This window comes from Enterococcus sp. 6D12_DIV0197 (assembly GCF_002174385.1).
In the GTDB taxonomy this organism is placed as follows: Bacteria; Bacillota; Bacilli; order Lactobacillales; family Enterococcaceae; genus Enterococcus_D; species Enterococcus_D casseliflavus.
Genome location: NZ_NIBN01000001.1, coordinates 3,228,782 through 3,248,065, shown reverse-complemented (window position 1 = coordinate 3,248,065; position 19,284 = coordinate 3,228,782). Strand labels below are relative to the sequence as shown.

The 19,284-nt window shown below is 42.4% G+C and carries 23 protein-coding genes; 17 read left to right on the top strand and 6 right to left on the bottom strand.

The window, feature by feature from the left end; translation table 11 throughout:
* The first annotated feature begins 156 nt into the window (after positions 1-156).
* Positions 157-783 (top strand): restriction endonuclease, encoded by a 627-nt coding sequence (locus A5867_RS15170; RefSeq protein WP_087627943.1) that lies wholly within the window; start codon positions 157-159, stop codon positions 781-783.
* A gap of 227 nt (positions 784-1,010) precedes the next feature.
* On the top strand, positions 1,011-1,220 hold the full coding sequence (locus A5867_RS18005; protein WP_162098384.1) for a hypothetical protein: 210 nt from the start codon (positions 1,011-1,013) through the stop codon (positions 1,218-1,220).
* Between the two features lie 140 nt (positions 1,221-1,360).
* Here A5867_RS18005 and A5867_RS15165 read toward each other — a convergent pair whose 3' ends face one another.
* Genes A5867_RS15165 through A5867_RS15155 form a run of 3 tightly spaced genes read right to left on the bottom strand, consistent with a single transcriptional unit; the run spans position 1,361 to position 3,914 of the window.
* Positions 1,361-2,134, bottom strand: a complete 774-nt coding sequence (locus tag A5867_RS15165; RefSeq protein WP_005228413.1) for an ABC-2 family transporter protein — start codon at positions 2,132-2,134, stop codon at positions 1,361-1,363.
* 5 nt (positions 2,135-2,139) lie between these two features.
* Positions 2,140-2,943, bottom strand: coding sequence for an ABC transporter permease (locus A5867_RS15160; RefSeq protein ID WP_005228415.1), 804 nt, complete (start codon positions 2,941-2,943; stop codon positions 2,140-2,142).
* Entirely contained in the window at positions 2,940-3,914 is a 975-nt protein-coding gene (locus A5867_RS15155; RefSeq protein ID WP_087627942.1) for an ATP-binding cassette domain-containing protein, read from the bottom strand. Before A5867_RS15155 ends, A5867_RS15160 begins: the two co-directional genes overlap by 4 nt.
* A gap of 398 nt (positions 3,915-4,312) precedes the next feature.
* Here A5867_RS15155 and A5867_RS15150 point away from each other — a divergent pair, with 398 nt between their 5' ends.
* Complete coding sequence (locus tag A5867_RS15150; protein ID WP_060791459.1) at positions 4,313-4,981, top strand: type II CAAX endopeptidase family protein; 669 nt, start codon at positions 4,313-4,315, stop codon at positions 4,979-4,981.
* Between the two features lie 48 nt (positions 4,982-5,029).
* Here A5867_RS15150 and A5867_RS15145 read toward each other — a convergent pair whose 3' ends face one another.
* Both A5867_RS15145 and A5867_RS18245 read right to left on the bottom strand, forming a co-directional pair.
* Positions 5,030-5,407: a hypothetical protein gene (locus tag A5867_RS15145; RefSeq protein WP_249270059.1), complete on the bottom strand. Its 378-nt coding sequence runs from the start codon at positions 5,405-5,407 to the stop codon at positions 5,030-5,032.
* Positions 5,391-5,567 carry a helix-turn-helix transcriptional regulator gene (locus A5867_RS18245; protein WP_249270058.1) on the bottom strand — a complete coding sequence of 59 codons (177 nt, stop codon included), beginning with the start codon at positions 5,565-5,567 and terminating at the stop codon, positions 5,391-5,393. The genes A5867_RS15145 and A5867_RS18245 overlap by 17 nt, the downstream gene beginning before the upstream one ends.
* Before the next feature lie 232 nt (positions 5,568-5,799).
* On the opposite strand from A5867_RS18245, the gene A5867_RS15140 reads away from it, so the two are divergent.
* The 3 genes from A5867_RS15140 (at position 5,800) to A5867_RS15130 (ending at position 8,590) form a co-directional block, all read left to right on the top strand.
* Complete coding sequence (locus A5867_RS15140; RefSeq protein WP_087627941.1) at positions 5,800-6,813, top strand: acyltransferase; 1,014 nt, start codon at positions 5,800-5,802, stop codon at positions 6,811-6,813.
* A 178-nt stretch (positions 6,814-6,991) separates the two neighbouring features.
* Positions 6,992-8,056, top strand: coding sequence for a DUF1002 domain-containing protein (locus tag A5867_RS15135; RefSeq protein WP_015510302.1), 1,065 nt, complete (start codon positions 6,992-6,994; stop codon positions 8,054-8,056).
* Positions 8,057-8,218: 162 nt separating this feature from the next.
* Entirely contained in the window at positions 8,219-8,590 is a 372-nt protein-coding gene (locus A5867_RS15130) for a YccF domain-containing protein (protein ID WP_010749951.1), read from the top strand.
* A gap of 247 nt (positions 8,591-8,837) precedes the next feature.
* On the opposite strand, the gene A5867_RS15125 is transcribed toward A5867_RS15130, so the two are convergent.
* Positions 8,838-9,689: a MurR/RpiR family transcriptional regulator gene (locus tag A5867_RS15125; protein WP_087627940.1), complete on the bottom strand. Its 852-nt coding sequence runs from the start codon at positions 9,687-9,689 to the stop codon at positions 8,838-8,840.
* A gap of 152 nt (positions 9,690-9,841) precedes the next feature.
* Here A5867_RS15125 and gnd point away from each other — a divergent pair, with 152 nt between their 5' ends.
* The 11 genes from gnd (at position 9,842) to A5867_RS15070 (ending at position 19,128) form a co-directional block, all read left to right on the top strand.
* Positions 9,842-10,741 (top strand): phosphogluconate dehydrogenase (NAD(+)-dependent, decarboxylating), encoded by a 900-nt coding sequence (gene gnd / locus A5867_RS15120; RefSeq protein WP_005228429.1) that lies wholly within the window; start codon positions 9,842-9,844, stop codon positions 10,739-10,741.
* A gap of 11 nt (positions 10,742-10,752) precedes the next feature.
* Complete coding sequence (locus A5867_RS15115) at positions 10,753-11,754, top strand: D-isomer specific 2-hydroxyacid dehydrogenase family protein (protein ID WP_010749950.1); 1,002 nt, start codon at positions 10,753-10,755, stop codon at positions 11,752-11,754.
* Between the two features lie 15 nt (positions 11,755-11,769).
* Positions 11,770-12,873, top strand: coding sequence for an iron-containing alcohol dehydrogenase family protein (locus A5867_RS15110; RefSeq protein ID WP_005228431.1), 1,104 nt, complete (start codon positions 11,770-11,772; stop codon positions 12,871-12,873).
* Positions 12,874-12,884: 11 nt separating this feature from the next.
* Positions 12,885-13,718, top strand: coding sequence for a PTS sugar transporter subunit IIC (locus A5867_RS15105; RefSeq protein WP_087627939.1), 834 nt, complete (start codon positions 12,885-12,887; stop codon positions 13,716-13,718).
* 19 nt (positions 13,719-13,737) lie between these two features.
* Positions 13,738-14,595 (top strand): PTS system mannose/fructose/sorbose family transporter subunit IID, encoded by an 858-nt coding sequence (locus A5867_RS15100; protein ID WP_087627938.1) that lies wholly within the window; start codon positions 13,738-13,740, stop codon positions 14,593-14,595.
* An 18-nt stretch (positions 14,596-14,613) separates the two neighbouring features.
* On the top strand, positions 14,614-15,120 hold the full coding sequence (locus A5867_RS15095) for a PTS sugar transporter subunit IIB (RefSeq protein ID WP_087627937.1): 507 nt from the start codon (positions 14,614-14,616) through the stop codon (positions 15,118-15,120).
* A gap of 101 nt (positions 15,121-15,221) precedes the next feature.
* Positions 15,222-16,097, top strand: coding sequence for a hypothetical protein (locus tag A5867_RS15090; RefSeq protein ID WP_087627936.1), 876 nt, complete (start codon positions 15,222-15,224; stop codon positions 16,095-16,097).
* A gap of 24 nt (positions 16,098-16,121) precedes the next feature.
* A complete protein-coding gene (locus A5867_RS15085; protein WP_087627935.1) occupies positions 16,122-16,577 on the top strand; it encodes a PTS sugar transporter subunit IIA in 456 nt (151 codons plus the stop codon).
* 20 nt (positions 16,578-16,597) lie between these two features.
* Positions 16,598-17,695, top strand: a complete 1,098-nt coding sequence (gene uxuA, locus A5867_RS15080; RefSeq protein ID WP_087627934.1) for a mannonate dehydratase — start codon at positions 16,598-16,600, stop codon at positions 17,693-17,695.
* Positions 17,692-18,309, top strand: a complete 618-nt coding sequence (eda, locus tag A5867_RS15075) for a bifunctional 4-hydroxy-2-oxoglutarate aldolase/2-dehydro-3-deoxy-phosphogluconate aldolase (protein WP_077452043.1) — start codon at positions 17,692-17,694, stop codon at positions 18,307-18,309. Before uxuA ends, eda begins: the two co-directional genes overlap by 4 nt.
* Positions 18,310-18,405: 96 nt before the next feature.
* Positions 18,406-19,128: an HAD family phosphatase gene (locus A5867_RS15070; RefSeq protein WP_087627933.1), complete on the top strand. Its 723-nt coding sequence runs from the start codon at positions 18,406-18,408 to the stop codon at positions 19,126-19,128.
* Positions 19,129-19,284 lie beyond the last annotated feature (156 nt).

Below are 19,284 nucleotides of genomic sequence, written 5' to 3'. Positions count from 1 at the left end.
TTTCTTATTTTGACTTATTTCATCGAATTCAAACGATTTTTTGAGAAAAGTAGATTTTTCCTCTCTTAAGAACCAGTTTTATTCTACATAATCAAAGACCACTTACTAGCTAAGCTTTAACTAATCACATCCAAAACAATCAAGAAAGGAAGAGACATGTTTTCATTTAAGAAAAAGAAGGAAGTTATTAATTTACCAGAACTAAGCAACTTTAATGAACGTACATACCCGAAAAAATTGAAAAAGATTGTGGCTCAATTAGAAACCTGTAAATCGGAGGATTTGAATTATATTGCTGAATGTATTTTACAAAAGATGGGATATACCGTCCAAAACATCGATGGTTACAAAGATGGTGGTATTGATGTGTATGCTTTTTCTAATAATAAAAAGGCAATAGCAGTCCAATGTAAAGCTTGGAATCCGCAAAAGACAACGGAGCGAATCAGTAAGTCACTTGTTGCTGCATTTAAAGGGATTTTTCCAGATAAAGGGTTTCCCAATGGGCTTTTCATCACTACACATTTTTTTACAGATCAAGCTTTAGAAATAGCCGGTGATAATTTACTGTTAATTGACAGAAAAAAACTGATTGAGCTACTTGCGCATTTTTATCCAGAAATGATCAGTGAGTTATTTTATTATAAAACCTTGACTGAATTAGAAGAATGCAAGAGTTGTAAAAATGGGAAGAAGTTGAAACTTTACAATAAGAAGAAACGCAACTATTACTATATCTGTGAAACATGTGGAGAGTATAGCTTGTTTAATTATTCATCATGAAAAAAGAACAAGAGAAAAGCGTAATGAATGAACGGATATCCGTTATTCATTACGCTTTTTTCGCGACTTATGTCACAGTCATTTTTTTCTCAAATAAATTTTAACAAATGTGTCCTATACGTCGGGTGTAATGACTAAAACAGCCTCGTTTGTTTCGGTAGGTTCGTAGCCAGCTTCCCGTGTTTTTGCCGACTTAAAGTGTATTTGAATAGAAGAAAACGTAAGATATGGCAATCAAGCAAACCAACAATAAACCAGAGAGTGACAGAAAAAGCAGCATGATTCGTTTCTTCTTCAATCCAAGTACAAGTATCACTACATTCAATAGAAAGAAAACAAGTAAAATCGCTAAATATTCCATAACTGGTCCTCTTTTACGTTTTTATTTATCTTACCAGAGATTGGCGGCTTTTCCTAGCCAGTTTTTGTCTTTATAACAATAATTATTTACTGCATAAGACATGTGTAGTTATGCAATCAAAAAAGCGAAGCAATTTCACAACTATTGGAAAGTAAAAAAGAGCATCACCCATAAAGTGACGCTCTTTTCCCACAAGATGTTTAATAAGGGGGAGGTTTACGAACCCGTAGAAATATAGTTCTTCAAACCTACTCGCCAAAAGAAGAAGGCGGGAAAGGCAAAGAGTAGACAAACCAAGGGTGATAAGATCCACCAAGGATTAGTTACGCGACCAATGACATACAGAAACGGATAATACTGAAACCAAGCCATCGGCACGACGTAGGTCAATAAACGCAAGACGTGTTTTCCGTAGATACTGAAGGGGTAGCGGCCGAACTCGCGGGCACCATCGGTAAAAATATTCATAAATTCAAGTCCTTGGATCGTAAAGAAGGAAATGGCGGCATACACTAAGAACAATAGGGCGAAAAAGAGGGCGCCGCAGACGATCATCAGAAAAAGAGTCAGGACATTTCCAAAATGCCAAGCAATTCCACTATTAGGAATCGCATAAGCAAACAACAGCAAGGCTTGAATAAAACGGCCAAGACGCGAGAATTCCATTTTGGAAGCTAAGACTTGAAAAATCAAGGAGCGAGGGCGCACGAGTGCCCGATCGAACTCGCCATTACTGATCATTTGCGGAAAAAGATCGAACCCGCGAAAGAAGCATTCCGCAATCGAAAAGGCAAACAAAACCGTTGCAAAGGAAAGTAGGACTTCCTCAAAGGTGAAGCCATCCACTTGATGAAACCGGGTAAACATAAACCAAATGCCTAAAAAAGCAGTAAAGGAGCCTAGAAATTGTCCTAAAGCGGTTAACACAAAGGAAACTTTATACTGCATCTGACTTTTGAGATGAATACAAAAATAATGCCAATAAACCATATTCCTTAACCTCCTTGCACAACGACGCGTTTGAGCGCCTGCTGCAGCCAAATTTTTCCGATCACGATCAAAAGTACGAGCCAAAAGGCTTGTAAGAGCAATGCTGAAACCAGCGCAAAGCCAGTCAGATCCCCGTTGTAAATTCGCAGCGGGACGTTTTGCATGGAAGCAAAAGGCAGTAGTTCCACGAATTGGCGAAAAGGCTGCGGAAAGAAAGGCAGAGGAATGACCCCACCAGCTAAAAATTCACCGATGGAGCTGATGACGATCCGCACCCCGATGGAGGATAATGTATAAAAAGTCGAGATGTAGACCAGCTGCGACATAGCGATCACTACACCTAAACTCAGCGCCATGGACAAAAGAAACAAGAACAGGGCAACGATGTTTGCTGGCAGAATTAAACGATAAGGTGCTGGCAGTAAAAAGGCAATCACAAAAATCGGTCCGCAACGCAAGACGGCTTTTGCTAAGCGATTGGCAGCCGATTGGCAAAACCAGCGATTGTATAGATCCATCGGCCGCACAAGTTCATAGGCAATCGACCCTGTGGTGATGGTATTGAAAATTTCTGCCTCAAAGAACCACAACATAAATAAAGACAAGAAGGCTTGCTGGAGCCAAACATAGGAGACGGTTTGTTGAAAGGTCATGGGAAAGGCACTAGGATCTGCTTGGTAAAAGGCGTGGAATGCCAGAATTTCCATCAAGCCCCAAGCTAGTTGTGTAGCCATCCCGGCAATTGCCGCCGAGCGGTATTGCAAGGTATTGATAAAGCGGATGCGGAAAAATGCCTGATACTTCCTCATATCTGATACTCCTGATACAGCTTGGCGACCATTTCTTCGGCGGTGATACTGGCAATGGCCAAATCGGTGATCTCGACTTGACTGCTGAGCAGACTGAGCAGCTGAGCGACCGACACTTCTTTGGGATCAAGCTTCAGAACAAGGCGACCGACGTCTTTTTGAAGAAGTTGGACATTTTCTGGCAGATGGGGCTCATTCCCTTGATAGTCGACCTCCAGCGTTTTGACATCAGAAAAACGGTGCTTTAGTTCATCGAGGCGACCATCTAGCAAAATTTGCCCTTTGCCGATCAACAGAATTCGTTGTGTCAGCGCCTCGATATCTTGCATATCGTGGGTCGTCAGGATGACTGTGGTACCTTTTTCTTGGTTTCTTTTTTTGATGAACTGACGCACGGCGATTTTTGACACAGCATCTAAACCGATGGTGGGTTCATCAAGAAATAAGATTTTGGGGTCATGGAGTAAGGAGGCTGCGATCTCACAGCGCATACGCTGACCGAGACTTAAGGAACGAGCAGGGGTTTTTAAGATCTCACCTAAATCTAGTAAGGTGACTAATTCTTCTAGGTTGCGTTGATAACTAGCAGCGTCGACTTTGTAGATATCACGAATCAAATCAAAGCTGTCATTGACGGGGACATCCCACCAGAGTTGACTGCGTTGCCCGAAGACGACGCCGATGTCTTTGACATGTTGGATACGTTCTTGCCAAGGCGTACGACCATTGATGTGACAAACGCCTTGATCAGGGGTCAAAATCCCGCACATGATTTTGATGGTGGTACTTTTTCCAGCACCATTAGGCCCGATGTAGCCAACCATTTCGCCTTCATTGATGGTAAAGCTGATGTCTTGCAACGCATGGACGGTGGTGGTTTCACGAGAAAGAAAGGCTTTGGCTGCTTGGCGAAAGCCGCTTTTTCGCTTGGATACTTGGAAGGTCTTGCTGAGGTGTTCTACTTGGATCATTTGGATTCACTCACTTTCTTTTGACAAACGCGACAAAAAGAGCATTCGAAATCGAATACTCGCAACGAGTTGGTCCAAACGAACATGGTTGGGGCAGCGGTTCGTCAGCCAAACAAAAGTAGGAACAGTGTAGCATAAGAGAGCACTTTTTTCAAACATTACTTATATTTTTTTTGAAAAGAATGGAAATGGAAAAGCGTGGTTTATTCGATAAAATGAGCAAAATAACTATTTTTATTTTTTATTAGTTGTAAATAATGAGGAAACTAAGTATCATTATAAGCAGCCGATAGTGGCTAAGCATTTTCTGGAAACATGGGGAACCAAATGATGGGCTGTGTCATGATTTGTCGTAACCCAATCCTGAAAAATGCAATGAGCAAACAATGGAGGAGAGCATGAAAGCAGTAAAGAATGTCTTTATTTTGATTGGCTTATTCTTACTTAGTCAAGTAGGGATGACCGCATTTAGCGTGGTAAAAATCTATTATTTGGAAGCAGGAGAACCGACGATTCCTGCGATGATCAGCTATGGGTTGATTGCCTTGCTTTTGGCAAACATTGGTCTACTGATGTTTTTGGCTAAAAAGTTAGGACTTGCCACCTTTGACTTTGGCTGGTCAACGAAGAAAAATTGGCTATGGATCGTCGGAGGGTTTGTTTTAGGTCGAGTCGTTGCAGTTGGCGGAACGCTCTATCTGCAGCATATATCCGATCAAGAGGCGACCGCCAATGATGCATTGTTAGGGGAACTGTTTACAGGCGAAAATCCGCTTTTGATCTTTTTATTGATCGCTGTTGCTGCGCCAATTATGGAAGAGATCGTTTTTCGTGGTGGGTTTATTGGCCTTTTATTCGAGAAATACCCAATAGTCGGGATCATTTCAAGTGTAGCGGTTTTTAGTATCATCCATTCCGTCACCAATCTGGTCGAGTTTTTGATTTATGGTGCTATGGGACTGATCATGGCGTTGATTTATGTAAAAACTAAGCGTCTAGAAACAGCCATCGCCATGCATTTTCTCAACAACGCCTTGGCGGCGATCGCAATGATCTTGCTAGGATAAGAAAGTCAGCAAAAAACCACCAAATCAAAACGATTCGGTGGTTTTTGTTTACTCTGGCAGCTGTCCTTGTTCAAAGGGCAATTGCGCCAGTTCTTCTGCAGTAAAGAGGAGGTCGCCTTCATCTTCGATAGAAAATGCGACACCAGCTGCAGATTTTTGATAGACGCGCGCTTTATTCATATTACGAAGATAAAGATCCTTGCCTGCATTTAATTCTGGTGCAGCTAAATTGTCTTCGCGATTGCTGCGAATGACGATTTTGCTTGTTTGCGCGCCAAAATGAAAACCGCGATGACCCAAAGCCGTTAATTGGCTGGCATTTTCGCTGCTGTATTCTTTATAACCCGACAGACGATCCGTTTTTACCAGCGGCCGATCGATCGTATAAGTGATCAAGTATTCCGTATCTTCAGGCAGTTGAATCACTATAGCTGCTCAGCTTGACTACTTGGTCTAGATCAGGATAGCTCTTGCCGTTTTCCCATTTTGAAATCAGTTGCCGAGTGACAAAAAATTCCTGCGCCAATTGTTCTTGTGTGAGATTTCGTTTGGTGCGTTCTTCTTTGATAATTTTCCCAATATCCATGTGTCTGTTTTGCCTCCATCATTCTTCTTATATTATAGCAAACTCTTTTCTATGCGAACGAGGATCTATGAAATTAGCGATGCAACAAAGGGTAACATCTTTATTTATCAATGTTTCTACTTGTTGCGCTGCCTTTCTATCTTGGAAGCTTTCCGTGCTGGTCACAAAAAGAAAGGACCAGTAGAGTGAAGTATGTTTGATCAAATTTGACGGAGAAAGGAGAAACGATCGAATGAAGACAAAACAACCTATGGTTCCAATTGGCTACATCCAATTCATCGCTTCCTTATTGGTGATTCTCGTTCATTGTGGCCGACTGGCAGAAAACAACGGGCTTCATTTTTTGTTAAAGAGTCTCTTATGTCGTTTGGCGGTTCCTTTTTTTCTGCTGCTGAATGGCTATTTTTTTCAAAAGAGTACCTGTTCATGGCAGCAATGGTGCAAACGACAACTCAAGCTTTATTTGCGTTGGTCGATCGTGTATCTTCCCTTAGGCTGGTTTTACTTAGGGCAGCAAAATCTTGCTAATTCATTACGGGTCATCGGTTTGGCTACTGGCTTTTTTACAGTAGGGGTCTGGTACCATCTTTGGTATTTTCCAGCGTTGCTCTTTGGCATGTGGTTAGTACGAAAAACTCGCTTTCTTGGCTATCGGCGGCAGTTTTTACTGGCGATCAGTTTGTATGTGATTGGCTGTCTTGAAACGTACAGCAGTTATTTAAGGGGACCTTTATTGGTATGCTATCAAAGCTATCGGACACTATTTTTTACAACGAGAAACGGACTCTTTTATGGGTTTTTATTTTTACTGTGTGGGGTTTGTTTAAGAGAACACCAAAAACACCCTTTTTTTACGAAGCATCTTGGTAGAAAACTCGCGGTCTTTCTTTGCTTATTAGGCATTGAAGGTCGACTGGTGTATCTCAATCAGGGGGACGATAAGAATTTCATGCTGTTTTTTGTGCCGACGACTCTTTTTTTCCTTGCTTGGCTGATCAAGCAGCAACCCCCAAAGCGGACTTGGCAAGCAAAACAAGCAGTTGAGGCTAGTCGATTGATCTTTCTGAGTCACCCGCTGTTTCTAGAAACCGGGAAGGTCTTTTTTTCACTCGCAGGGTTTCCGTTGTTCTTTTATACGATAGCTTTAACGGGAGCCTTTCTTGGTTTGAGGAAAGTGGGCAGCCGTTTAAAATCCTATACTGTTGGTTTTGCTAAAAAAACAGTTGATGAAAAGAAAAGCATCTAAAGTATTGCTGTACCAAGGATAATACCAAATTACGCCTTTTTAAAATAGCAGTAGAGTTCTAAGTTTTTCTTCATTTCAGACCCTAGACGTAGGCTTTGCAAGAAAACCTATAGTACAATAACAGCAGTAAGAGGGAAAAAATCCCTGAAAAAGAGATCAACACTTGGAGGATATAGTGATGAAAAAACAGACTCGAAAACCAGCGATGATTTTAGCGACTCTCTTGGTATCTAGCCAAGTTTTATTAGCAGCACCACAAGTTTTTGCTGACGAAACCAATTCAACGACCAGCAGTTCCACTGCAACGAGCAATTCTACCGCAACGACAGCCACTACCGATAGTCAAACAAGTACTTCTGACAGCAGTTCAGATCGTTTGCAAGTCAATGCCGTGGCGATCGGAAATGCCTTGACGAAAGCACAAGAAGACTACACACTGGAACGCTTAGGCATTCAAGGCGAAACACCGATTTATACGACAAACGGTAATGACTTGATGAAATACATTCCCGATGGCGGCTTTACTGCAGATTGGGCGGTCTATAGCTCGGTCAGAATGCAGACGCTAGAAAGCGGGGCAGGAATCACTGTCGATATCGCGACACCAGATAACATTACCCGCATCACTGCAGCCCAGTACCAAAATGCAGCGCTGACGGCAGGGATCACTGATGCGAAGCTAACGGTCGCTTCTGCCGTACCGATCGACGGTTCCGGAGCTTTAGCTGGGGTATACAAAATCGTTGAAGAATCAGGCGGTGTCATCAATCAGAATCGAGTAGCTGTAGCCCAAGATGAAATGGATGTGCTGTCTACGATCACCGAAGAGAATAAAGACAAAGAAGGCTATTCCGATGAAGCTTTGAATGCAGCGCAAGAACAAGCGAAAACCGATTTGGCTGCTCAAACTGCAGATGGTACGGAATTAACCCAAGCAGATATTCAAGAGACAGTAGAAAAAGCCTTGAAAGACAACGGCCTTGAAGGAATCGTTACGGAAAATCAAATTTCTGAATTGACCTCTTTGATGAGCGACATGCGAGACAACAATATCTTCGATGACTTCATCAAAGAATTGGATCTGTCAGAAGCCCGCAAGCAAATCGAAGAAACCTCTAAGGGACTTTGGGAAAATATCAAGAGCTTCTTTAGTGGCATCTGGTCTTCGATCACCGGTGTCTTCGGCAATGACTCAAATGAGTCCAACAATAGCAGCGAATCAACCGTTGATTCTGGGCAATAAGCATTTTACAAAATAACACATTTTGCTTGTATTAAGAAAAAAGAGAAGCGCGCAGGGGAAGGAGCACCAGACGATAGCGCACGTCTGAGTGCTTTCGATGTCCTCTGCTTTCTTTGCTAAAACAGGAGCAGTCTTTATTAAAAAAAGAAGGAGGGTAATCAGATGAATTTTTTAGGCAACGTGATTTGGTTTGTCTTTGGCGGCTTGATCGGTGCGATCTCATGGTTTTTGGCTGGGTGTTTATGGTGTATCACCATCATCGGCATTCCCATTGGTCTGCAATGTTTTAAGTTTGCGACGTTGTCACTCGCACCATTTGGGAAAGACATCGTTTACCGTGGCGGTGGCGTGTCCGTGATTCTAAATATTTTATGGTTGATTTTTTCTGGTATACCACTGGCTTTAGGCCATTTAGCTAGCGCAGTCATTCTAGCCATCACGATCATCGGCATTCCATTTGCGGCGCAATCATTGAAAATGGCGCGCTTAGCGTTGATGCCCTTTGGAGCAGAGATTGTGTCTAGTCGTTATTGATTTACCTAAAAAAAAGATAGTCTTAAAAAACCACATTACAGAGCGGATAGCTTTGTGATGTGGTTTTTTTGCGAGAGTAAGGGACAAGATTTTTGGCAGACTCAGCGCATTTGAGATTCAGAACTGAAAAAGTTGATAAGAAACCAAAGAAGAGTACAGAAAAAACGCACAAGTTTTTTTGCATATCAACTGTGATTCACAAAAGAATTAGCGAAACGCAGAAAAATCTAAGTTTTTTCTTCCCTTCTCAGGGTTCTTTTATTTTTGAAATGGAGCGCCGAATTTTGGCAATCGATTGTTGTGCTTTGTCTCGATTAATAAACATTAAGATGACATAGAGGGAATCCATGATGCTCAGTTGAGCGATTCTGGATGCCAATGCCTCTGAGCGAAACTCAGTTTCTTCGGAAATAGAGATGAAAACCACGTCGCCGAGTTTGGCTAAAGGGGAAGCAGCATGGCTAGTAATGACGATAATTTTGGCACCATTGTTTTTGGCAACTTGAGCTAATTCAATGGTTTCTCTTGATTTTCCAGTATGAGAGATAAAAGTGCCGCAATCATCTGGCGTCAACAATGAAGCCTCCATCAGTTGGATGTGATAATCACTGCTGTGAAAAACAGTGATCGGCGAGCGCAAAAATTTGTGATAGGCATCGGTTGCCACGATCTCTGAACCACCAACGCCGAAGAAAAAAAGTCGTTTAGATTGATTGATCATTGCAGCAGCAAGCTTTAAATCTTCTTCTTTCAAAAGATTTTTGGTATCAGTCAATGTGGTCATATTGGAATCAAATACTTTTTGAGCCATAGTCAATTCATTATCAGACTTCTGGATATTTTCATGGATCGAAATGGCAGAAAAATCATTTTCCTGCATCAGCATTGCCATTTTGAAGTCTTTAAATCCGTTGTAACCGAGTTTTTTTGTGAATTGAAAAAAGGTCGAATCAGCGATGCCTAATTCATTGGATAAATCACTGATTGAACTGTGGCTGACTTTACTAGGATTTTCCAAAATGTAGTCGGCAATCGCTTGTTCTTTGAGACTTAAGTCTTTATAAAGCGTTTTTATTTGCAGGCGAATCGAAACAGTCAAAGACGGTTACCTCCTTTATATGAACATTATTATCTTTGTATTGTTACGTTACCTCTTTTAAAGAAAAAAAGCAAATAAAAATTATTTTTATTTTTTATGTTTACAAAAAAATATTTTTTTGTATAATGAAAGTATGAAATGGAGGCGCTATCATGGAGATAGGAATTATCGGACTTGGAAAAATGGGATTGAACTTGGCCCTCAATTTAAAAGATCAAGGTTATCAAGTAAAAGGGCTGGATCTTTCGATACATGCGCAGAAAACAGCGCAAGAAGCTGGAATTACACTCTATCAAACGCTAGCTGATTTGACGAATTCTTTTAGCGGCCGACGGGTTTTATGGTTGATGCTTCCTGCGGGAACTGTGACTGAGGGGATTCTTGAAGAACTATGGCCCCTTGTATCAGCGAAAGACATCGTGATTGAAGGCGGAAATTCTAATTACAAAGATTCGATTCGCCGAGCAGCCTGGTTTAAAGAAAAAGAGGTGCATTACTTTGATTGTGGGACTTCTGGTGGGGTTTCCGGAGCTAGAAAAGATGCATGTTTGATGATTGGCGGGAATGAAATCGCTTTTTCAGAGGTGGAATCTTTGTTTGCAGATGTGGCTGTTTTAGGAGGCTACCTTTATGCAGGGGAATCAGGAAGCGGTCATTTTCTAAAGATGGTCCATAACGGTATCGAATACGGAATGATGCAAGCCATCGGTGAAGGCTTTCAATTGATTGAACAAAGTGCCTATGACTTTGATTTGGCTTCCGTCGCAGAGGTATGGAATCATGGATCGGTTATTCGCAGCTGGCTGATGGAAATCGCAGCGGCCCAATTTAATGAGAGCCCTAAGTTGGAGGAATATCGCGGGGTTGTTGCAGCTTCTGGTGAAGCTAGGTGGACAGTGGAAACGGCTTTGGAGATGAATGTTGCTGTACCGACGATCGCTATGAGTTTGTTTATGAGAAATTTGTCCCAAGAAGAAGACAGTTTCTCAGCAAAAGTCGTCTCTGCGCTAAGGAATGGTTTTGGTGGTCACGAGATTGTTGCAAAAGAGTAAGGAGGAGGAATATGGAACAGTTTAAGATCGCTATAGTGAATTCCAGCAGCTTTGGAAAAATCTTTCCGCAGCATATCGAGCGGTTGAAAGCAATCGGAACTGTCAGTCATTTCACGTTCGATAGCGAAATCAATGGGAAAGAATTGGCAGAAAAGCTTAAGGGATACAACATCATTATAGCAAGTGTTACCCCATTTTTTACCAAAGAGTTTTTTGAGTATAAAGATGAATTGCTACTGATCACACGCCACGGGATCGGCTATAACAATATTGATTTAGAAGCAGCGAAGGACCACCAAACGATTGTTTCGATCATTCCAGCTTTGGTCGAGCGAGATGCAGTAGCAGAAAATAATGTGACCAATCTATTGGCGCTTCTGCGCTGTACAGTTGAATCGAATACAAAGGTCCGCGAAGATCAATGGGAAAAACGAGCGAACTTTGTCGGACGGGCTTTATTTAACAAGACGGTAGGGGTGATCGGTGTCGGCAATACTGGAAGTTGTGTAGTAGAAATATTGAGAAATGGTTTCCGCTGCGAGGTTTTGGCATACGATCCATATAAGTCCGCTTTGCATATTCAAAGCTATGGCGGAAAAAAAGTCGAGCTAGACGAGCTGCTAGCAAAATCAGATATTATTTGTCTATGTGCTAACTTGACGGAGGAAAATTATCATATGATTTCCTTTGAAGAAATTTCAAAAATGAAAGATCAAGTATATCTCTCCAATAGTGCCCGTGGCGCACTTTTGAATGAAGAGGCAATTGTAAGCGGATTAAAAAGTGGGAAAATCGCTGGTCTTGCCACCGATGTCTTAGAGGAAGAGCCTGGTCATAAAGATCATCCGTATTTAGCTTTTGAAAATGTAGTTATGACACCGCATACATCGGCTTATACTATGGAATGCTTAGAAGAGATGGGAAACAAATGTGTAACGGATATTGAACGAATCGTTAAGGGGCTGCTGCCAGACCGTGCTGTTCAAGCGGAAAGTCGGTTTTTGGCTGTATAAAGGAGAGTGAAACTCGTGCTAACGGATTTAAAAGTAAAGGTTGGACCGCAAGTTTATCGTTACCATGAAGGCGCGATCGACTATGTGCCGGAAGTATTAAAAGAGTACAAAGTAAAACGACTGCTGCTCGTACATGGAACGGTTTCATGGGAAAAAGCAAAACCAAAATTACTCTTTTTAGAAGATGCGCATTTGGAAATTTTTTATCATCGCTACACGGGAGAATGCAGCTATTATGGCGCTGGGCTGATTGCTGATCTTGTTGAAGAACTGGCGATCGATTTTATTCTGGGGGTTGGCGGCGGGAAGTTAGCCGACTTAGTGGGATATGCAGCACATGTAGTCAATCGACCCTTTGGACTGATCCCAACATTGGCCAGTAATTGTGCACCATGGACACCCTTGTCTGTCATGTATAAAGAGTCGGGAGAATCTGAAGGAAAGTCGGAACACTATTTAAGACAGGCTGCTTTTTTGATTACCGATCCGACGTTAGTGATCGATGCACCAGTCTCCTACTTCATCGCCGGTTTAGCAGATACGTTGGCAAAGTGGATTGAATCGGAAGCAATCTTAGCCCAACCACATTTGAAAAATGAGCCCTTCTTGCAAATGGCAGGCTATACAGCAAAATTATGCGAAACAGCTATTTTGACACAATCGAAACAAGCGATTGAAGATATGAAGCGGCAGGAAGTGACAGACGCCTTTTGTCACTTGTCGGAGATCGTTATTGCAGTTGCTGGAATGGTAGGCGGGCTAGGCGATAAATATGCCCGCAATGCAGCGGCGCATGCGATGCATGATGCCATCAGTAAATATCTGCCTGAAAGTCATCGTTTTCTTCACGGGGAAAAGGTTGCCTATGGGATGTTTTATCAATTAGCCCTTGAAGAAAAATGGACGGTCATCGATCAGTTGATCCCCTTTTATCAAGAATTGCACTTACCAATGAGTTTACATCAAATGGGTATTTTTCCTGAAGATGCACAAGTCATCGATCAGTTGGTGCAGTTCATAGATTCGAAAGAAAAAGTACACTTGATTCCAGTCTTAATCACCAAAGAACGCTTGAAAGAAGCTGTTCTTGATTTAGAAAACTATTTGAAAGAAGTTTAGGAGGAGGAAAAATGGATACATTAAGTGTTACACAAAGTTTACTGATTGCGCTATGGGTTGCAGCAGTCATGTCTCGTTGGCTCGGCGGAGGCGCCACACTGACTTTACGTTTTTCACCATTGATGACGGGATTAGTTGTCGGACTGGTGATGGGAAATGTGGCTCAAGCCATGATCGTTACTGCCGCTTTACAAATGATTTACATGGGGGTATTTTCTCCTGGCGGATCCATGCCAGCGGAACCTTCAATTGCTGCGGCGATTGCCGTACCGGTAGCTTTGCTAGGAAATCTGCAACCAGAAGCAGCGATTGCTGTTGCCGTTCCTGTTGGGTTGCTAGGGAGTTATTTGTATCAGTTCCGTTTCTTTATCAATACCTTCTTAGGAAAGTATACGGATAAAGCAGTAGAAGATCTTAATGCCAAGGCAATGACGCGTTCAATTATTTTATACCCAACGCTGGCTTCATTTATTTTATTTGTTCCGCTGGTATTTATTGCACTTTATTTAGGCGCTCCACTGATTGCTGATGTCATCAATGCTCTTGAGGGGACAGTCGTTATTCATATTTTAGAAGTAGTCGGCGGCGGATTGGCAGCGATCGGGATTGCAACTACCGTCTATGTGATCGGTCGAAAAGATTATATGGTCTTTTTCTTCTTGGCCTATTTCATGAGTGTAGTTTTCAGTTCGCTGGAAATTACCATGGTCACCTATGCGATTTTTGGCATTTTGATCGCGTTGATTTTTGTTCAGTCACAAAAAGGAAAATTGGTCCCAGCCCCAGAAACGGATACAGCATCACCATCCTTTGATGATGACGATGACTATGATGACGGGTTCTAATCGATAAGGAGGAGCAGTAATGACCGAATCAATTCAAAAAGCGCAAGGCGCACCAGAAGAAATCACGAAGAAAGATGTCACAAAAGCATACCTAAGATGGCATTTCGCCAATGAGATCCCGCATTCATTTGAACGGTATTTATCACCCTCGCTTTTATACGCCATGATGCCGATTTTGCGCAAACTTTACAAAGACGATGAGGCACTGAAAGCTGCCTACAAACGCCAACTGCTGTTTTTCAATACCCAGCTGAGTTGGGGGGGCGGAGTCATCACTGGGCTGATGTCATCAATGGAACAACAGCGGGCCGAGGAAGAGCATGAGAAAAAAGAGATTTTGATGCAAGATGATCTAATGTACAACACGAAAGCTGGTTTGATGGGTGCTTTAGCAGGAATCGGGGATGCCATCGACTCAGGAACCGTTCAATATATCTTTATTGCGATTGCTGTTCCTTGGGCACAGCAAGGAAGTCCACTAGGTGCGTTGTTCCCATTCATTTGCTTTGCACTGTATCAAGTTTCTCTAGGAATGTTTTTCGCCCGTCAAGCATTTTCGATGGGGCGCAATGCAACTGGTTTGATGCAGAGTACAGGCGTCCAAACCGCAATTGAAACACTGTCGGTTCTCGGTTTATTTATGATGGGGGTTCTGGCTGGAAACTATGTCAAAGTCAGTTCTTCGCTACAGTTTGATATTTCTGGACGAGAATTTATTATCCAAGATATCCTTGATCAGATTGTACCAGGGATTTTGCCGTTAGCAGTTGTAATGGGCGTCTACTGGTTCTATACAAAGAAAGGATTAAAAGTCACGCAAGCATTACTATGGCTGACCTTGATTCTGATTATTTTAGCCGGTGTCGGTATTTTATAAGAAAAGGAAGTGGAAAAAATGGGTGTAGTAAATTTAGCACGAGTAGATGAACGATTGATCCATGGGCAGGTCATGATGACCTTGTCACAAAAAAGCGGAGTCAACTCGATTTTTGTAGTGGATGAGGTAGTAGCTAAGGATAAGTTCATGCGGGAATTATACAAAAATGCCGGTAGCCGCACAGGGCAAAAAACGATCGTCGTTACACCAGAAAAAGCCAAATTTTACTGGGATGAATACAACTTCAAAGATTACAACTGTATTTTGATCGCTAAAACCGTCAGTGTGATGTACGACTTAGTCAAACACGGTTTGCCAATGAAAGAATTGAACATAGGCGGTATCGCCCAAAAAGATCCCGAGAAAGATCTCTTGGTAACAAAATCTGTTTATTTAAATCAAGCTGATGCGCAAAAACTCAAAGAAATGAACGAAGCGTACGGTGTGGAATCAATCTATTTTCAAGCAACACCTTCTGCACCGAAATCAACCCTTAAAGATGTGTTGAAGCAGTTCAATTTGTAATCATTGAGCGCGTTCGTCATCTGTTGAAGAGGAAGGCGGAGGATCTTATAAAAATAGAGTCCTCCTTCCTTGTCAGTAATTTGTGAATAGGAGAATTCGCCATGAATCAAACAGAAACATTTCGTGATTGGCTTTTCCGTTATCGGTATGTCTACCGATCGCGTTCCACGGATAAAAGCAAACAAAGATTTTTGAAGGCACTCATCGCAGATATCATTCCGTTTCGCAAAGATCTTCAGGTGATTGAGTATGATCACACGAAAAAAAACGCCTCACGCAATTTGTATGTTGGCGATCTGACCAAAGCAAAACGGATCATCTGCACATATTATGATACACCGCCACAGCATTTCGGCGATTACCATTTTTTTGATCGGCAGGAGCAAGGGCGCAAAACAAATCAATTTATTCTGACTGCTTCAGCAGTGATGATTCTTTTTGGGTTGTTAGGTACCTGGCTTTATATCCACTTTGCATCAGGGAGATTTCCCTTGTTGTCATGGCAAACAGCGCTTTTTGCTTTAGGAGTCGGTATTTATTTTCTGCTATTAAATCGCGTAAGCCGCGGGGCAGGATTTGAGCAAAATCTGACCCGCAATACGTCCTCTATCTTAGCGCTGCTGTCACTGATCAGTCAAAACAATCAAACAGCGACTGCTTTTGCGTTTCTTGATGAAGGAAGTTTTGGAGAACGCGGGTTGGAAGTGTTACGTGATTCAGTAGGGCCGAATGCGAAGATTTATTATTTAGATTCTATCGGCGCCGATGCTCCGATTCGAGCTATCGGCAAGCAATTCAATGAAGGGCAACTGCAGCAGCTGGCGATCGAACACAATAGTGAAGCGATGGACAGCATCAACTATCTGTTTTGTGCAGAAAAGCAGCAGGATCAGACGTATGTGTTGCCTAGAAAACAATTAAAGCAAAAAGAGCTGAATAGTAGGAATATGCAAAAAGTCCTTGCGTTATTTGGTTAGGAAGCGAAAAAGGAGGAACAACATTTGTTAGGAATCGTATTGGCAACTCACGGACAGCTGAGTACTGGTTTTAAAGATGCTGCAGAGGTGATCATGGGCAGTGTCGAAAATATTGCGGTCGTTAATTTGAACCACGGAGAGGATATTCAACTTCTGGGAAACAAAATCCATGAAGCGATCCACGAAACAGATCAAGGGGACGGTGTAGTGGTGTTTGCTGATCTATTGAGTGCGAGTCCCTACAATCAGTCGGTTGTAACGATCAATCAATTAGAAGAACCTCTTCAGGAAAAGACGTATGTGATCGGCGGAGTGAATCTGCCGATGGTATTAGAAGCGATCAATCACCAATTTTTGGCAACACCGATTGAACAGGCGGTGGCAGCAGTGATCGAGCAAGGAGAAAATAGTGTAGCGCTTTGGCACAATTCTTCAGCAGGTGATAGTAGCGAAGAAACTGATGAGGACGATGATTTTTAAAAACGAAAGGATGACAGCAAATGCAATGGGGGTTTCGATGGTACGGGGAAGGGGATACGATCCCGTTAACGAATATTCGACAAATTCCAGGAATGCACGGCATTGTAGGAACACTTCTGAATAAAATGCCCGGAGATGTCTGGGAGATTTCCGAAATCAACGCACTAAAAGCATCAATTGAAAAAGAGCATCTTTCGCTATTAGGGATTGAGAGTGTGGCGATCCACGATGCGATCAAAGCTGGAACAGAGGAACGGGATCACTACATCGATCAATATATTCAAACGATTCGGAATTTAGCAGCTTGTGATGTACATATGATCTGCTATAGCTTCAAACCAATCTTCGGCTGGGCCAAAACAAATCTATTTTATCAAAACGAGGATGGCAGCTTCTCCTTGCTCTATGATCAAGCCGTTGTGGATGATATGGAACCTAGTGAAATGTATACGCTGATCCATAGCCAATCAAAAGGCTTTCAATTGCCAGGTTGGGAAGAAGAACGACTGAAAAAGTTCCAGCGTTTGATGGCAACTTATGAAGGGGTCACTCAAGAGATCCTCTTTGATAACTTAAGCTATTTCTTAAAGCGGATCATTCCTGTGTGTGAAGAAGTAGATGTGAAAATGGCGATCCATCCCGACGATCCACCTTGGGAAATTTTTGGCTTGCCACGAATCACCAAAAATTTAGAGGACTTGAAAAAAATCATGGCCATCGTGGATTCGCCTTATAATGGGGTAACGTTGTGCACCGGTTCGTTAGGTGCCGATCCAGAAAACGACATGGTGGAGATCGTTCATGCCTTAAAAGGACGCATCAACTTTGTTCATTTCCGCAATGTGTTGTTTATGGGGGAACGTAAATTTAAAGAGTCCGCCCATCTGTCCACCGAAGGATCATTAGATATGTATGCCATCATGAAAGCCTTGGTTGAGGTCGGTTTTGATGGCGTCATCCGTCCAGATCACGGGCGGACGATCTGGGGGGAAGTGGCGATGCCAGGCTATGGTCTGTATGATCGCGCGATTGGGATCAGTTATCTTCAAGGGCTTCATGAAGCCGTCTTGAAAGAGCAAATGCAATCGAAGGAAACGAAGGGAGGAAAGAGTGTATGACACTCGATGAACAATTGGCAAAAACAAGGGTATTGCCTCTTTACACTGCAACGGATCTTACCTATTTGCCAGTAGTAGAATCACTGTTGATCGAACATGAACTACCCTTTATTGAAGTGACCTTCCGCAGTGACCTTGCTTTAGCAGCGATTGAAAAACTCTCTCAATCAGGCAAATTGATCGTAGGCGCAGGCACGGTGCGCACCTTAGAACAAGCGAAAGCAGCAGTTGAGAAAGGGGCGCGCTTTATTGTTTCCCCTGCTCTTGTACCTGATGTGGTGGAATTTTGTCTTGCCGAAAACATTCCAGTGTTTCCAGGAACAGCTACCCCAAATGACATTCAACGAGCAGCGACTTATGGCTTATCAGTTGTGAAATTTTTTCCCGCGGATATCTACGGGGGCTTGCCGGCAATCAAAGCCCTCAGGGGTCCATTTTATGATATTCGATTTGTCCCAACTGGCGGAATCAACCTCGAAAATATGCAAGACTATTTATCTGATCCGCAGGTGCTAGCAGTTGGCGGCTCCTTCATTCTTTCAGAATCATTAATAAAAGAAGGTCGGGAAAAGGCTGACAGCCATTTGGCGCATGTAAAATCATTGCTAAGTTGAGCAGTCAGCTGTAAATAAACAAGGTGAAGCAATGGGTGCCAAAGGATTTTGGTACCATTGCTTTTTTATTCGCAGAAAAGTAAAGGAGGCTATAGGATGAAAAAGATAAAACTGGTGATTTTTGATATGGACGGTTTGATGTTTGAAACAGGTCGTCTAGCTTACCGCGCTTATTTAAGAGCCGCGGAGGAATATGATTTTGAAGTTTGCCAAGAAGTTTATTATTACCTGACTGGCAGAACGGAAGCAGATATTCGTATAGGGATGCAGGAACTTTATGGCAATCAAGTACCAACGGATCGGTGGCGAGCAGCGATGAATCGTCAGAAAGAAGTGATTTTAGCTGAAGAAAAACGGGTGTTCAAAAAGCCCGGCCTTCTTGACCTGTTGGAAGCATTAAAAAAACAAGATTGCTTGATAGCCGTGGCATCCTCTTCATCGAAAGAAAAAATCAAGGCGTACTTTGAAATGGAACAGATGCCAGATTGGTTTGATACGGTGGTTTCTGGGGATCAAGTGCGAAAGGGCAAACCTGATCCAGAAATCTTTCTAACAGCTTGCCAACAATTAGGCGTAAAGCCTGAAGAAGCCTTGGTATTAGAAGATTCTCTAGCTGGCATAAAAGCCGCAAAACAAGCCGAGATCCCAGCTTTTCTGATTGCGGATGATTTGAGTGCTTTGCCAGTCAAGAAAAATGGGAAGTATCCTTTGCTTAAACAGCCAAAACTTGAGCAAGAAGTAGCTGCACAGGTGAAAACTTTTTCTGATCTGACGGAAGTCAAAGACTGGCTCGTCGCGAATCATTTTTCTTGGGATTGATCAAATCGTACGGATTTTCCTGCATAGCATCTCGCAAAAACAGGTAGTCAGCGATCAATAAGTTTTTGGATGACTTTTTTCTATTGAAGTATAGAATTGGTATTATAACTGTCGCAGGATTCAAAGAATAGCGAAAGTTCTTTACTGTGAAAAGAG